Origin of the sequence: Oceaniglobus roseus (assembly GCF_002869745.1) — a bacterium.
Lineage (GTDB): Bacteria > Pseudomonadota > Alphaproteobacteria > Rhodobacterales > Rhodobacteraceae > Oceaniglobus > Oceaniglobus roseus.
Genome location: NZ_PNOS01000019.1, coordinates 36136 through 50781 on the forward strand (window position 1 = coordinate 36136; position 14646 = coordinate 50781).

Genomic DNA, 14646 nt, shown 5'->3' on the forward strand with positions numbered 1-14646 from the left:
ATGGAATACGATTTCGTCCCCCTGCCCGACCGCAATCCGCTGGTCTGGCCCGACGGCAAGCGGCTGGCGGTGATCCTGACGATCAACATGGAATACTGGGACCCCGTGCAGGAGAGCGACCGCCCCTTTTATCCCGGCGGCCCCGGCATCGTCGGCGGCAGCCTGCCCGGCAACGTCTACGACAACCCGAACTTCACCTGGCGCGAGTACGGCCAGCGCGTCGGCGTCTGGCGGATCCTCGACCTGCTCGACGCCGAGGGAGTGCAGGCCTCCTGCACCATGAACGCGAAGATGGCGCTGAAGCGCCGCCGGGTGATCGACGCCGCGAAGGAGCGCGGCTGGGAGATCGTGCCGCACAACTTCGTGCAGGACGAGCTTCTGACCGACTACATGTTCGACGAGGCGAAGGAGCGCGACGTGATCCGCCGCACCCTCGACGTCTACGAGCAGGCGATCGGCAAGCCTGCGAAGGGCTGGCTGTCCTCCTCGCTCCGCTCGACGCTGAACACGGTCGACATCCTGGCGGAAGAGGGTCTGTACTTCATCACCGACCTGCTGAACGACGATCAGCCCTACATGGTGAAGACGCGCTCGGGCGCGCCCATGGTCTCGATCTCCTACACCTCCGAAGTGAACGATTTCAGCTTCCTGCGGCAGGGCCTGACGGTCGAGACCGGCTTCGCGATGTTCCGCGAACAGTTCGACTGGCTCTACGGCGAAAGCGGAACCAGCGGTCGCTTCATGAACATCGGCCTGCATCCCCACGTGATCGGCCAGCCGTTCCGGATCCGCGCCCTGCGCGATTTCATCCAGTATGCGAAGGGCTTCGACGGAGTATGGTTCGCCAATCGCGAGGAGATTGCGGATTGGTACCTGAAGACCCACGAAAGCCACATCGTGCCGAAGACATGATGCCGGACGACCTTTCCCCGCTGGCCGAGGGCCTGGGCGAAAGCCTGTCCCTCGATGGCATCGAACGGCCCGCGGACCGGGCCTATACCGGCATCCGCCGGGCGATCCTGTCGGGCATCCTGAAGGGCGGCGCGCATCTCGGGGAAGAGGCGCTGGCGCGGATGACCGGCACCAGCCGCACCCCGGTGCGCGAGGCCCTGCGCCGGCTGGTCGGCGAGGGCCTCGCGCGGGACGAGGGGCGGTCGCGCTTTGTCGCCGAGTTTCCCTTCGAGGAGGTCGCGGTGATCTTCGACATCCGCGCCCGGCTCGAAGGCTATGCCGCCCGGCTTGCAGCGGAACGCATCACGGCGGCCGAACTGGACCGGCTCGCCGGGCTGATCGAGGAGATCGACCGGCTGTCCGGCCCCGACGGGACCTCGACCCGGATCCAGGACTTCGCCAAGCTGAACACCGCCTTCCACGCCACGGTCCTGTCGGCCACCCGCTCGCCCCAGATGCAGAGCCTTTCGGCCCAGGCGACGGCGATCCCGCTGGAGCTGATCAAGCAGTTCGTCTGGTCGCAGCCGGTGAACGTCGAGCGGTCGAACCGGCAGCACCGCGACATCCTCGACGCGCTGGCCGCCAGGAACGGCAACTGGGCCGAGAACATCATGTCCGCCCACATCCTGTCGACCAAGCCCGTCAGGCCCGGTGCGAACACCACGCAAGACACGCAGGAAACATCGACGTGAAAGACATCCGCACGGAACTGACCGCCGCGCCGCAGATCGTCACGGGTTACGTCGGCGGCCGCTTCGAATCAGACACGGGGGAAGCGATCGACGTGACCGACCCGGCAACCGGAACAGCCATCGGCCTTCTGCGCGAGAGCGACGCCGACCAGGTGGACCGGGCCGTCGCCGCGGCGCGCGCGGCCTTCCCGGAATGGTCGCGCACGACCGTTGCCGAGCGGCAGAAGGCGCTCATGGCGATCCACGACGCGATCCTCGAGAACGCGGACGAGCTGGCGCGCCTGGAAACGCTGAACACCGGCATTCCGCTGACCCAGACAAGCGCCATGCACATCCCGCGCGCCGCCCAGAACTTCCGCTTCTTCGCGGAATTCATCAACCAGGACAGCGGCGAGGTCTTCACCCAGGAACCGGGGTACATGAGCTTCGTCACCCACGAGCCCCTGGGGGTCTGCGCGCTGATCGGCCCGTGGAACATGCCGCTCGGCCTGACGGCGATGAAGATGGCGGGGGCGCTGGCCTTCGGGAACACCTGCGTGGTCAAGCCGTCCGAGATCACGCCGCTGACCCTGGCCCGTCTGTTCGCGATCCTCGATGCGCGCGGCGTTCTGCCTCGCGGCGTCGCGAACCTCGTCAACGGGCGGGGCCACGTCACCGGATCGGCCCTGTCCGGGCATCCCGACATCGACATGGTCTCCTTCACCGGCGGCACCGAGACCGGCGCGCGGATCCTGACGGCGCTGGCGCCCGGCATCAAGCTTGGCGCGATGGAGCTTGGCGGCAAGTCGCCGTCGATCGTCTTCGCCGACGCCGACCTGGAGCGCGCCATCGACGGGGCGATGCTGGGCAGCTTCATGAACAACGGCCAGATGTACCTTGCCGGCAGCCGGATCTTTGTACAGCGGGCGGTGGCCGAGCCCTTCATCGAAGCCTTCGTCCGGCGCACCCGCGCGCTGAGGGTCGGCGACCCGTTCGATCCCGTCACCGAGGTCGGGCCGATGATCAACGAGGCGCAGCTGCAACGGGTCGAACGCTTCGTCGCCTCCGGACTGTCCGAGGGCGCCGAACTCGTCGCCGGTGGCGCGCGGCACGACGGGCCGTCCGGCGGGTTCTACGTGCAGCCGACCGCGATGATCGCGGGGTCGAACGCCTTGGCCGTCTGCCAGCAGGAGATCTTCGCGCCCTTCGCGACGCTCCAGGTCTTCGACGACGAGGAAGAGGTGATCGCGCGCGCCAACGACAGCGTCTTCGGCCTTGTCGGCTATGTCTGGACGCAGGATCTGGAACGCGCCCTGCGCCTGTCGCGGGCGCTTGCGACCGGCACCGTGCTGGTCAACACGCCGATCCTGCGCGACCTGCGCACGGGCTTCGGCGGAGTCCGCCAGTCCGGCCTCGGACGCGAGGGGGCGAAAGGGTCCCGCGCCATGTTCACCGAGATGAAATCGACCATCGTCGCGCTGGAACGGCCCCGCCTGCCCCGCATCGGCCTCGGGGATGCGGCATGAGTCATCCTTCCCTCGCGGGCCGGGTGGTCCTGATCACCGGCGCGTCCCGCGGTCTGGGGCGGGAGATGGCGCTGGAACTGGCCGCCGCGGGCGCCTGCCTGGTCCTGACCGGCAGCCGGATGTCCGATGACCTGCGCGCCGTGGTGGCCTCCCTCGACCGCGGACGGGTCCTGGCGCTTGCCGCCGATGTCGCCGATCCCGACGCCGCCGCCCGCGCCGTGGCCCAGGCGGAGGCGCGGTTCGGCCGCCTGGACGTGCTGGTCAACAATGCCGGGCGCGGCATGCGGCTTGTCAGCGAAACCTTCAACACGGTCCCCACCCGGTTCTGGGAGACCGAGCCCGCCGCCTGGAACGCCATCGTCGCGGCCAATCTCAACGGCGCCTTCCACATGGCGCGTGCGGCGGCGCCGGGAATGATCGAGCGGAAGTTTGGCAAGATCCTGAACATATCGACCTCGGTCCCGACCATGATCCGGCGCGGCTATGCGCCCTATGGCCCGTCGAAGGCAGGGCTGGAGGCGGCCTCGCGGGTCTGGGCGCAGGACCTCGCCGGAACCGGCGTGGACGTGAACATCTACCTGCCCGGCGGCGCGGCGGACACCGACCTGCTGCCGCCGGGGCCGGGCAAGAAGGGGGCCGACGGCAACCTGCTGCCCGCCGACATCATGCGCCGGGGGATCTCGTGGCTGTGTTCGGACCTGTCGAACGGCATCACCGGGGGGCGGTTCATTGCCCGCGCCTGGGGCAGTGGAGAGGACGAGACCGCAAACGCGACCGCCGCCCGCGACGACGGCGCGCTCTGGCCGACAGGAGGGTGACATGCTGACATTCGGAGACGCCCGCATCGACAAGATCGTGGATCTCGATCCCTTCGTCCTGCCCGCCTCCCTGATCTTTCCGGGCCGCCGCCTCAAGGAACTCGCAGGCGAAGACGCGCTTTTGTCGCCTCACCACGTGGACTTCGCCGCCGACGCGGTGATCCTCAGCCTGCACTCGTTCCTGCTGCGGCTGGACGGGAAGACCGTCCTGGTCGACACCTGCGTCGGGGAATGCAAGCCGCGACCGCGGCGGACCGACTGGCACGACCGGCGCGCGACGGGATATCTCGACCGGCTGGCCGCCGCGGGCGTCCGCCCCGAGGATGTCGACGTCGTCATGTGCACCCACCTGCACGCCGATCACGTGGGCTGGAACACCCGGCTGCAGGACGGCCGCTGGGTGCCCACGTTCCCGAACGCCCGCTATGTCATGGGGCGGGACGAGCTGGCCCATTGGGAGCGCGAGGAAGCCGCCAATCCCGGAGGACACAACCACGGCGCCTTCGCCGACAGCGTGCTGCCGGTGTTCGCGTCGGGACAGGTGGAGCGGGTGGAAGACGGCTTCGCGCTGACGCCCCGGCTGTCCGTGGTCCCCCTGCGCGGGCATTCGCCGGGACACGCCGGGCTGGAGCTGGACGGCGGCCGCCATGGCAGGGCGGTGTTCTGCGGCGACGCGATCCACAGCCCGGTCCAGGTGTTCCGCCCGGACTGGAGCAGCGGCTTCTGCCACGACCCGGACCGTGCGGCCGCGACCCGCCGCGCCCTGCTGGAGCGTGCGGCGGACGAAGACCTCCTGCTGCTGCCCGCCCACACGAGGCTGGCCCACGGATTCCGCGTGCGGGCCGGCGCGACCGGCTTTCGTCCGGCGATGGTCTGAAAGGATGCGGTCAGTCCCGGCTCTGGCGGCGGCGCACCCTGGTGCGATAGATCATCTTGTCGGCCGGGTGCCAGTTCACCGAGGCGATCAGGATCCCCCGCGCCGTCAGATAGCGGCGCGTCAGCTGCAACGACAGCGCGCCCTCCCGCAATCCGATCGCCCGCGCCACGTGCTGCGGCATCGGCATCGCCCGGATTTCCTGCTGCGCCTCGATGATGGTTTCCTGCGACCGGGTCTCGAGAAGGTCGAAGAAGGGGCCGTTGTGATCCGCGAAGGCGGAGGTGTGGTCCCGGAACCGCTCGGGCACATAGCTCTGGATGAAGGACAGCGGCCGCCCGCCCGGCGCGGTCCAGCGCACGCTCTCGAAGAGGATCCAGCGTTCGCCCGCGCGGACAGGCCCGTCGTCGCCGCCGATCCGCTTGGCGATCTCCGCGTCAAGCACCACGTCCTCGCTGCCGAGAACGACGAGATAGGTTTCGACCGCGATCTGGAACAGCTCCTGCAGCGACTCGAAGGACTGGTAATAGCCGGTCGTGGGATTGGCGGTCAGAACCCGCGTCCCCATCCCCTGCCGCCGCTCCACGTAACCGTCCTGCATCAGGTTCCGCAGGGCCGACCGTATGGTGAACCGGCTGGTGGCGAACTCCTCGGAAAGCTCGATCTCGGTCGGCATCAGCGACCCGACGGCATAGCGGCCCTGGGCGATCCGGTCCTGGAGGATGCGCTGGATCCGGACATAGCGCGGCGCCTCGCCGCCGGGCGTCTGGGGGCCGGACTGCTCGCTTTTCAAGTCGCTCTCCCTGTCAATCGACCGTGGTGCCATACTGGCCGATCCTGCGAGATGTCCAGCCTTTTGCAGGGGCGGGGCGCGCTATTGCGTCCAATGGTCCGGTTTCACCATATTGGTCTGGACAAATATTGATGCCGATGCAAGAAGTGTGCCGACACCCTCCGGACCGATGACATGACGACGCGCCACGCTTCCACCTACTCCTACAGGGCCAGGCTTGGCCTGATCGTCCCGCCCACCAACACGGTGAACGAGGCGGAATGGTCCCGCATGGTGCCCGAGGGCGTGACCTTCCACACGCACCGGATGCCCCTGCATGGCGCCGGCGAGGACGCGGCGCTGCTGGCCGACCTGACCGCCTCGGTCGCCCTGCTGGCGCAGGCCGGAACCGACGCCGTGGCCTATGCCTGCACCGCGGGCAGCATGACGGTGCCCGCCACGCGCCTGCCCGAGGCGGCAAGCCGCGCGACGGGACAGGAGGTGCTGACGACCTCCGCCGCGCTGATCGACGCCTTCGGGGCGCTCGGCGCGCGCCGCATCTCCATCGCGACGCCCTATGCCGATGCCGTGAACGACCACGAGGTCGAGTTCCTTGCCGCCCACGGGATCGAGACCCTGGCCATCGCCGGGCTCGGGATCGGCGCCGACGGGCCGCAGGATTTCGTCCGGATCGCCCGGACCCCGCTCGAGCAGGTGCGCGCCCATGCGCTTGGCATCTTCGACCCGGCCAGCGACGCGCTGCTGATTGCCTGCACCGATTTTCCGACCCTGCCGCTGATCCCCGAACTCGAGGACCGGCTGGGCGTGCCCGTCGTCACGTCCAACCAGGCAACGCTCTGGTCGATGTTGCGCACCGTCGGCATCGACGATCGGCTGTCCGGGTTCGGTCGCCTCTTCCAGGATCACTGAAACCAAAGAAAGGACATCGCATGCCTGATGCCTCCATCCGCAAGGCCATCCAGAACGGCGACTTCGTGCTCGCCCCCGGCGTGTTCGAGCTGATCTCGGCCCTGATCGCCGACCGCGCCGGCTTTCCCGCGCTCTACGTCACCGGCTACGGCACCGTCGCCTCGGCCCTCGGGCTGCCGGATGCCGGACTTGCCACCTATTCGGACATGCTGAACCGGATTTCGCTGATCTGCGAGCGCACCACCACGCCCGTGATCGCCGACGCCGACACGGGCTATGGCGGCCTTCTGAACGTCGCCCACACGGTGCGCGGCTACGAACAGGCGGGCGTCACGGCGATCCAGCTGGAGGATCAGGAGTTTCCGAAGAAGTGCGGCCACACGCCGAACCGACGGGTCGTGCCGCTGAACGACATGCTGAAGAAGATCGAGGTTGCCGTCGACAGCCGCCGCTCCGACGATTTCCTGATCATCGCCCGCACCGACAGCCGAACGGGCATGGGCATCGACGAGGCGATCAAGCGCGGCCAGGCCTTTGCCAGGGCCGGGGCCGACGTGGTCTTCGTCGAAAGCCCCGAGAGCGAGGAGGAGATGAAGCGGATCGCGGGCGAGATCGACGCGCCGCTCTTCGCCAACATGGTGAACGGTGGCCGCACGCCGCTGCTGTCCGCCGACCGGCTGAAGGAGCTGGGCTTCGCCATCGCCATTCACCCCGCCGTCGGCTTCCTTGCCATGGGCGCGGCGCTGGAAAAGGCCTACGGCGATCTGAAGACCCATGGCGAGACGACGGAGGCCGTCGAGCTTTACGATTTCGCCCGGATGAACGAGGTGATGGGCTTCCCGGCGGTCTGGGAGTTCGAAAAGAAATACGCGCAGGTCTGAGCGACAGGAGCCGGAAATGAGCACTCTTCAGGAAAACTACGCCAGGGCCTACTCAAACCGGGCGGGCTTCGGACGGCGTCCCGCCCTGGTCATGGTCGATTTCGCCCAGGCCTATTTCGATCCCGACTGCGTTCTCTTCGGCGGCGACGGCTGCCGGGACGCGCTGGCCTCGGCCCTGCGCGTGCGCGAGGCGGCCCATGCGGCCGGCGTGCCTGTGATCCTGACGGAAGTGACCTATCAGAAGGGTCTGGGCGGCGTCGACGGCGGGCGGTTCTTCGAGAAGGCGCTGCCGCTGAAGTCCTTCATGGAAGGCGAAAGCACCGCGGCTTTCGCCGAGGGGCTGACGCCGCGGGCGGACGAACTGATCGTCTCGAAACAGTACCCCTCGGCCTTCTTCGGCACCTCCCTCGCCTCCACCCTGACCGCGGCGGGACATGACAGCGTGATCCTGACCGGGCTCACCACCTCGGGATGCGTGCGCGCCAGCTGCGTCGACTCCATGTCTCACGGCTTCCGGACGGTGGTGGTGGCCGAGGCCTGCGGCGACCGGCACAAGGACCCGCACGAGGCCAACCTCTTCGACATGAACGCCAAGTACGCCGACGTCGTGAGCGAGGCGGACATCCTGCGCTATCTCGCCAGCCTGTCCGACAAGGCCGCCGCCGAATGAGCGGGCGGCGGATCGCGCTTCTGGGCGGGGCGGGCGGCATCGGTCGCGTCCTCGCGGCCGAGCTGACGGCGCAGGGCGACGACGTCGTGACCCTCGACCTGCCCGGCTCGCTGGAACGCCACGGGGTCGACGGGGGCATCGCCATCGACGTCACCGACGAGGACAGCGTCCAGGCGGCCTTCGCGGCGCTCGGGGGACAGATCGAAGGCTTCGTGAACCTCGCCGGGTACAATTCGGCGCTCACCCCTCTCGCCGAGATGACGACGGCCTATTTCGACGACATCATCGGCGCCAACCTGCGCGGCGCCTTCCTTGCCGCGCGCGCCGCCGCGCCGCTGCTGGGCGACGGCGGCAGCATGGTGAACATCGCGTCGGGCCTGGCATCGAACGTGCGCCCGGGATACGGCGCCTACGCGGCCTCGAAGGCCGCCGTGATCGCCATGACCAAGACCCTCGCGCTGGAGCTCGCGCCGAGGCTCAGGGTCAACGCCGTGGCGCCGGGACTGGTCGATACCGCCTTCCTGCGCGGCGGCACCGGCCGGTCGGACGAGACCGGCGAGAGCATCGTGAACCTCGATGCCTACCGGGCGATGACCCCCCTCGCCCGTCTCGCACGACCCGAGGACGTGACCGGGCCGATCCGCTTCCTTCTTGGAAACGACAGCCAGTTCATGACGGGCCAGGTGCTCTGGGTGAACGGCGGAGGCTACGCGCCCTGATCCCTGCCCGCCCGGCTCAGGTAGACGCAGCCTCAACCGGAGCCATCACCCAAACCCTGCCGCGCCTGGGCGGCTCATCCCGTTTCGGGCGTCCCCGCCACGTAGGTCACGATCGGCCATTCCTGCTGCCGGAGCGCGGTCTTGGCCAGCCAGCCCTCGTTCTCGCCGAAGGCCGCGCGGCACCAGATGCCGTCGGAGGCCTGGAGGCAGTCGTTGACCTTGATCGACGTGTCGGCCGGCACGATCCCGAGGCTGGGTGCGTCCCGGCGCGGCTGGGACCGGACGTTGAGGTTGACCAGAACGTCGATCACGCCATAGGCGCCACCCCCTTCGGTCAGCTCGGGGCGGCTGACCTGTTCGGGCTTGGCGCAGTCCTGGGTGAACCCGAGGTAGTAGCAGCGATGCCGCGCCAGCGCCGAGGACAGGGCCGTGCCGCTGCCGTCGCCGTCCGCCCGTTCCAGCACGATCCCCGCCCCGCCCGCTTCGAGCTCGCCGGTGATCCTTCGCTGGTTGCCGCCAAGCGCCGTCACCACCGTGCCGCCCTCCTCGGTCAGCAGGATGCGCCCGTTGTCGATCCGCCATCCCGCAACCGCACCACGACGCTGGCCAGAACCTCGCCCGTGTTCGTCGCCACGGCGCGCATGCTGACGGTCACGACATCCAGCTTCCACTTGCTGTTGGCGCCGATCCCGAGATAGCGCGCGCCAAGGCCGCCGGTCAGCGTGTTGGTGTCATAGCCGGTGATCCCGCCCTGCGGCAACATCGCGACGATCCGCCAGGGCGAACCGGTGACCACCAGCGCCCTGAACCACATCGGCAGCGTGGCACAGGTGCGCGAGGCGTCCTCGGGCAACACGCTCGACGTCACGCAGCGCGGCGGCCAGAACCGGATCCAGCGGATTTCCCAGTACACGACCGGCACCGACAACCAGACCAACACCCTGACCGTGACCATGAGCGGACTGTTGAACGGTTCGGCACAGCCCTGGAGCGGTGGCCCGGCAGCGCAGACCGGGGCCGAGGCCTCGGCCCTGTTCCAGGGCCAGGCGGGCGCGCAGGCCCAGGGCAGCAACGCGACCCTCGTCATCGGCGGGGAGTTCAACCGCTTCGGCACCGCGCAGTACGGTCAGGGCAACACGATCGCCATGCTGACCATGTCGGGGGGCATGAACGAGGCCGGCATCTACCAGGTCGGCACCGGGAACCGGGTCGGCTCCGCCAACGTCTCCGGGTCGGATAACCGGCTCGGCATCCGCCAGAACGGGACCGAGAACCGCGTCGAGGCCGATGTCGGCGGCAGCTTCAACGGCCTTCTGGTCGACCAGATCGGCACCGACAACGACGCCGACGTGACGATCGACGGCGAGCGGAACGGCTGGGACCGCAGCTTCGGCGGCGATGCCGCCGCCCTCGGGTTGCAGCCGGGCCTGATCGCCCAGGATGGCATCGGCAACGTCGCCTCGCTGACCGTCGACGGCAGCTGGAACGTCTTCGCCTTCGACCAGGACGGCGACGGCAACCGGATCGAAGGCCGCCAGGACGGCGACAGCAACCAGGTCGCAATCGCGCAGAGCGGCAACCACAACCTCGTCAACTTCACCCAGATCGGCGGTTTCAACACCGCAGCCGTAAGGCAGTAACCGCCGGGACGGGCGGACCGCCCCGCCCTCCCGATCCCCCGAAGTTCCACTCGAAGGAGAAACGACATGACCCTCACGAAACTCGCCCTCATCGGCGGCACCGCCCTGACCCTGTCGCTGTCAGCAGCTCTCGCGTATGGAAATGACGCTTTCCTCGATCAGAGTGGCGCCGACAACTCGGCGCTGATCACGCAGTCGGGAGACAACAACGACGCCGGCAGCAACGCGCAGAATGTGACCCAGCTCGGCAACCGCAACGACCTCACGATCGACCAGTCCGGCAATGACAACCGGATCGGTCTTGGTGCGAATGCCGACTCGGCCCTGCTGGGGGTGACGCAGACCCGCGGCACCAACCAGTCCAACTACCAGTCCAACACGATGTCGATCACCCAGACCTCCGCCCAGAACAGCGTCGGCTCGGCCGTGCAGAGCGCGACCGGCCAGCGCGCCCTGTCCAACCGCCTGACGATCACGCAGGGCGGGTCCGGCGGCAACCGGGTCGACAGCATCTATCAGCGGCAATCCTCGACCGTGACCAACATCGCGACCATCACCCAGAATGGCAGCGGCAACACTCTTGCCAGGGTGTCGCAGGATGCCCGGGTGGGTGGGTCGTACAATCCGAACGAAATCACGGTGACGATGGAAGGCACGGACAACGGGGGCGCTGGGTCGCTGACTGGCGCGGCGGCCGCCTCGGGCGCCTTGTCCTCGACCCTGATCCGGGGCACGGACCTGGGCACGAAGGGCAACAAGATCACGCTGAATGTCGGCGGCAGCCTGAACCAGTTCGGTGTTTCCCAGTACGGCAACAACAACAGCGTCGGCACGCTCACCATCTCCGGCACGATGAACGAGGTCGGCGTCCATCGGGACGGCGCGTTCAACAGCCTGACCCTGGGCGATGTCAGTGGAGCCGGAAACAATCTGGGCCTTCGCCAGATGGGCAACTTCAACGTGGCCGCCGTGAACGTCCAGGGCGATTACAACGGCGGCCCGGCGTTCTCGGGTGGCGTGGCCGGAAGGCTGGCAACCTCCGCCGGTCTTACGGCCGGCCTGATGGAGCAGAACGGGGACGGCAACAGCATCGATCTCACGGTGCTGGGTGACAACAACATCTTCGCCAGCCTCCAGAGCAGCACCGGCACCGGCATCGGTTCGGGCAACAGCATCGACGGCACCCAGGATGGCGACGGCGACCAGGTGGCGGTGGTCCAGAATGGCACGCTCAACATGGCCAGCTTCACCCAGACGGGCAACGGCAACAACGCCGCGATCAGCCAGTAAACCGGAGGCCGGCCGCAGCACAGCCGTTGCGGCCGGTCCCGTCCTGCCAACCAGACCAAGGCAACGAGGATACCCATGAAACTCACCAAACTCGCCCTCATCGGCGGCACCGCCCTGACCCTGTCCATGTCGGCGGCGGTTGCCGACGGCAGCGGTGCCTGGCTCGACCAGAACGGCAGCAGCAACACCGCGCTGATCGAGCAGTCGGGCGACAGCAATTTCGCCGGATCTTCCACGGCGGCTCGCAACTTGAAGCAGAATGGCGACAACAACGACCTGAATATTCTTCAGAGCGGCAACAACAACCGGATCGGCAACGACTCGCGCGGCGGCGATCTTGGACTGGACCAGAACGGCAATCTCAACTCCGCTTCGATCACCCAGAGTTCCAGCTATTCCTACGTCAACCAGATCCAACAGAATGCCTCTTCGACTGGTACTGCCGTCTCCAACACGCTTACCGTCATTCAGTCTGATCCTTCGCCCACCAATGCGAAGGGCAACGTGATCAGCAACGTGAGTCAGACGAATGACGGTGCGGGAACTGATGCAGCCCAACAGAACACCGTGTCGATCACTCAGAACCGTTCGATCAATCAGGGCAACGGTGGCTTCGGTTCGAACGTGATCGCCGAGCAGGGTGTCGGCGGCAATACCTCTGACCGTGGCGGTCGGATTGCGGGCGGGGTGATCCAGTCCGGCACTGCGAACTCGGCCACAATCCAGCTGGAGGGAGGCAACAACATTCTGCGCGAAGTGAACCAGGATGGAAGCGGCAACACTCCCTTCGCCCGCCAGGATGGCGTCAGCAACGGTCAATCCGCTTGGACAGGGGCGGCTGCCGCTGCCGGTGGGCTTGCGGAGGACCGGATTTTCCAGATCGGTAACGACAACAGCGTTCAGGTGACGGCAGAAGGCGATTCGAACCAGTTCGGCTTCACTCAGTCGGGCAACTCCAACTCGGCCACGAGCATCACATTGCTGGGCAATTCGAATCAACTTGGGGTCAATCAGGCAGGTGACGACAACACACTGTCTCTGGGAACCGTTACCGGCAGCTTCAACAACGTCGGCGTGGAGCAGGTCGGGGATACCAACCTGGCCACCCTGTCGATCACGGGCGACAGCAATGGCGCCGGCCTCGGCTTCACTGGATATGCCGCGATGGCCGCAGGCTCCTTGTCGTCCGGTCTGATCAGCCAGCAGGGCGACCTGAACACGGCCAGCCTGACCGTCGCCGGCGACTTGAACGCGTTCCTGCTAGCCTCCATCGGCGACGGCAACACCATCACCGGCACCGTTTCCGGCAATATGAACCAGGCCGCCGTCGTGCAGATGGGCGGGGCGAACACCGCAAGCTTCACCCAGACGGGCAACGGCAACAACGCCGGGATCAGCCAGTGATCCAATGACACCGGCGGACCCGGGCGACCGGGTCCGCCCTTTCCGCCCCCTAGGGGGCGGAACACACCGATGACGCACAGGAGCGGCCATGGCCCTGAACCGGACCTCCCTCGCCTGCATCGCGCTGGCCCTTGCCGCGCCGTCCCTCGCGCTGGCCCAGTCCAACGACAGCTCGGTGTTCATCGGACAGGACGGCCGCGACAACGCCGCCGCCATCGCCCAGAACGGCGACACCAACCAGGCCGGTTCCGACGCCGTGCCGATGCGCCAGCAGGGTCTCTACAACGACATCTCCATTCTCCAGTCCGGGCTGTCCAACAGCATCGGCCTGACCGCTCCCGGCGTGTTCCAGCTGGGCGAGTTCACGACCGCGACCACCCACAACTCCATCGACATCGAGCAGCGGACGAACGACAACGTCGTCGGCTCGGTGGTGCAGCGCGCGCTCGGCGCGGTGCCGCACGGCGCGAACGCCTTGGTCGTGCGGCAGGCCATCGGCGAGGCCAACGTCCTGAACTCGGTCAACCAGACCCAGGAGGCGGGCGAGGCGCGGCAGGAGGCGATGGTCGAGCAGTTCGGCCTGCGCAACGTCGTCGACCGGGTCGAACAGTTCGCCAACAGCGTCGACCGACTGGAACAGAACTACATCCGCATCACGATGGAGGGGAACTTCAACGGCCGCCTCTCCCTCGAAGGCTATGCCGCGATTCCCGACACCGCCGACAGCAGCATCCTGCAGCAGGCCGAGAGCGAGGACAGCAAGGCGAACGGCAACATCGCCGACCTCCTGATCTACGGCGACGACAACCGCTTCGGGATCCGCCAGGGCGGGCGTCTCAACACCACCGGCCTCCTGACCCTGTCGGGCGACGCGAACCAGATCGGCCTGCGCCAGGACGGGACCGAGAACGACATCTCGGTGGCCGCGATCGACGGCGACGGCAACAACATCGGCGTGGACCAGTACGGCACCAACGTCGTGACCCTCGACCTGATCGGCCAGAGCGGCAGCAACGGCGTGCTGGTGCGCCAGCAGGGCACCAACCGGCTGTCCGCGCAGATCGAGGGGAACCGGAACACGATCACCGGCGACCAGGACTACGACGCCGGGCTTGGCGGGCAGAACGAGGCGACCGTCGGCGTCACCGGCTCGGACAACGCGGCGCACCTGGCGCAGCGCGGCAGCAACCTCTTCGTCCTGGGCGTGACCGGGGATCAGAACAATGCCGCCGGACTGCTGTCTCCCGAGGCGCGCGCGCTGGGGCTCGAGGCCGGGTATTTCACCCAGACCGGCAGCGGCAACGCCGCGACCATGACAGTCGAGGGCGACCGCAACCTGTTCGCGACCTCCCAGACGGGCCTTGCGAACATCTTCTTCCTCGACGTCCAGGGCAACGACAACGAAGCGGCGCTGCTCCAGGCGAGTTCGGGAAACACCGCCTCGGTGCGCCAGCGCGGTTCGGAGAACGTCGCCCTGATCCGCCAGTAGGCCGGGCGCCG

The 14646-nt window shown here is 67.7% G+C and carries 16 protein-coding genes; 13 read left to right on the forward strand and 3 right to left on the reverse strand.

Annotation, left to right across the window (positions count from 1 at the left end):
• Genes A7B20_RS11060 through A7B20_RS11080 form a run of 5 tightly spaced genes read left to right on the forward strand, consistent with a single transcriptional unit; the run spans nt 1 to nt 4843 of the window.
• On the forward strand, nt 1–912 hold the full coding sequence (locus A7B20_RS11060; protein WP_102108642.1) for a polysaccharide deacetylase family protein: 912 nt from the start codon (nt 1–3) through the stop codon (nt 910–912).
• Entirely contained in the window at nt 912–1643 is a 732-nt protein-coding gene (locus A7B20_RS11065; RefSeq protein WP_172960997.1) for a GntR family transcriptional regulator, read from the forward strand. Before A7B20_RS11060 ends, A7B20_RS11065 begins: the two co-directional genes overlap by 1 nt.
• A complete protein-coding gene (locus tag A7B20_RS11070) occupies nt 1640–3148 on the forward strand; it encodes an aldehyde dehydrogenase (protein ID WP_102108644.1) in 1509 nt (502 codons plus the stop codon). The genes A7B20_RS11065 and A7B20_RS11070 overlap by 4 nt, the downstream gene beginning before the upstream one ends.
• Nucleotides 3145–3966: an SDR family NAD(P)-dependent oxidoreductase gene (locus A7B20_RS11075; protein ID WP_102108645.1), complete on the forward strand. Its 822-nt coding sequence runs from the start codon at nt 3145–3147 to the stop codon at nt 3964–3966. Before A7B20_RS11070 ends, A7B20_RS11075 begins: the two co-directional genes overlap by 4 nt.
• A 1-nt stretch (nt 3967) precedes the next feature.
• Nucleotides 3968–4843: an MBL fold metallo-hydrolase gene (locus A7B20_RS11080; protein WP_102108646.1), complete on the forward strand. Its 876-nt coding sequence runs from the start codon at nt 3968–3970 to the stop codon at nt 4841–4843.
• Between the two features lie 10 nt (nt 4844–4853).
• On the opposite strand, the gene A7B20_RS11085 is transcribed toward A7B20_RS11080, so the two are convergent.
• Nucleotides 4854–5633: a GntR family transcriptional regulator gene (locus A7B20_RS11085; protein WP_245866821.1), complete on the reverse strand. Its 780-nt coding sequence runs from the start codon at nt 5631–5633 to the stop codon at nt 4854–4856.
• Nucleotides 5634–5807: 174 nt separating this feature from the next.
• On the opposite strand from A7B20_RS11085, the gene A7B20_RS11090 reads away from it, so the two are divergent.
• From A7B20_RS11090 to A7B20_RS11105, 4 genes are read left to right on the forward strand one after another with little or no spacing between them, the layout of a single operon-like run.
• The gene (locus tag A7B20_RS11090) at nt 5808–6542 is read left to right on the forward strand and encodes a maleate cis-trans isomerase family protein (RefSeq protein WP_102108648.1); all 735 of its coding nucleotides are present in this window, start codon (nt 5808–5810) and stop codon (nt 6540–6542) included.
• A 20-nt stretch (nt 6543–6562) separates the two neighbouring features.
• The gene (locus A7B20_RS11095) at nt 6563–7423 is read left to right on the forward strand and encodes an isocitrate lyase/PEP mutase family protein (RefSeq protein ID WP_102108649.1); all 861 of its coding nucleotides are present in this window, start codon (nt 6563–6565) and stop codon (nt 7421–7423) included.
• Nucleotides 7424–7439: 16 nt separating this feature from the next.
• On the forward strand, nt 7440–8093 hold the full coding sequence (locus tag A7B20_RS11100; protein ID WP_102108650.1) for an isochorismatase family protein: 654 nt from the start codon (nt 7440–7442) through the stop codon (nt 8091–8093).
• The gene (locus tag A7B20_RS11105) at nt 8090–8812 is read left to right on the forward strand and encodes an SDR family NAD(P)-dependent oxidoreductase (protein WP_102108651.1); all 723 of its coding nucleotides are present in this window, start codon (nt 8090–8092) and stop codon (nt 8810–8812) included. The genes A7B20_RS11100 and A7B20_RS11105 overlap by 4 nt, the downstream gene beginning before the upstream one ends.
• Nucleotides 8813–8886: 74 nt before the next feature.
• Here A7B20_RS11105 and A7B20_RS11110 read toward each other — a convergent pair whose 3' ends face one another.
• Together A7B20_RS11110 and A7B20_RS21475 are read right to left on the reverse strand one after the other, a co-directional pair.
• On the reverse strand, nt 8887–9345 hold the full coding sequence (locus A7B20_RS11110) for an SH3 domain-containing protein (protein ID WP_102108652.1): 459 nt from the start codon (nt 9343–9345) through the stop codon (nt 8887–8889).
• 17 nt (nt 9346–9362) lie between these two features.
• The gene (locus A7B20_RS21475; RefSeq protein ID WP_216641195.1) at nt 9363–9608 is read right to left on the reverse strand and encodes a CsgG/HfaB family protein; all 246 of its coding nucleotides are present in this window, start codon (nt 9606–9608) and stop codon (nt 9363–9365) included.
• On the opposite strand from A7B20_RS21475, the gene A7B20_RS21480 reads away from it, so the two are divergent.
• The 4 genes from A7B20_RS21480 to A7B20_RS11135 all read left to right on the forward strand — a co-directional run bounded on the left by A7B20_RS21480 (nt 9601) and on the right by A7B20_RS11135 (nt 14635).
• Nucleotides 9601–10452, forward strand: a complete 852-nt coding sequence (locus A7B20_RS21480) for a hypothetical protein (RefSeq protein ID WP_216641196.1) — start codon at nt 9601–9603, stop codon at nt 10450–10452. The genes A7B20_RS21475 and A7B20_RS21480 overlap by 8 nt on opposite strands.
• Before the next feature lie 66 nt (nt 10453–10518).
• Entirely contained in the window at nt 10519–11742 is a 1224-nt protein-coding gene (locus A7B20_RS11125) for a hypothetical protein (protein ID WP_102108655.1), read from the forward strand.
• Nucleotides 11743–11817: 75 nt separating this feature from the next.
• On the forward strand, nt 11818–13146 hold the full coding sequence (locus tag A7B20_RS11130) for a hypothetical protein (protein WP_102108656.1): 1329 nt from the start codon (nt 11818–11820) through the stop codon (nt 13144–13146).
• An 88-nt stretch (nt 13147–13234) separates the two neighbouring features.
• Complete coding sequence (locus tag A7B20_RS11135; RefSeq protein ID WP_102108657.1) at nt 13235–14635, forward strand: hypothetical protein; 1401 nt, start codon at nt 13235–13237, stop codon at nt 14633–14635.
• The last annotated feature ends 11 nt before the right edge of the window (nt 14636–14646 follow it).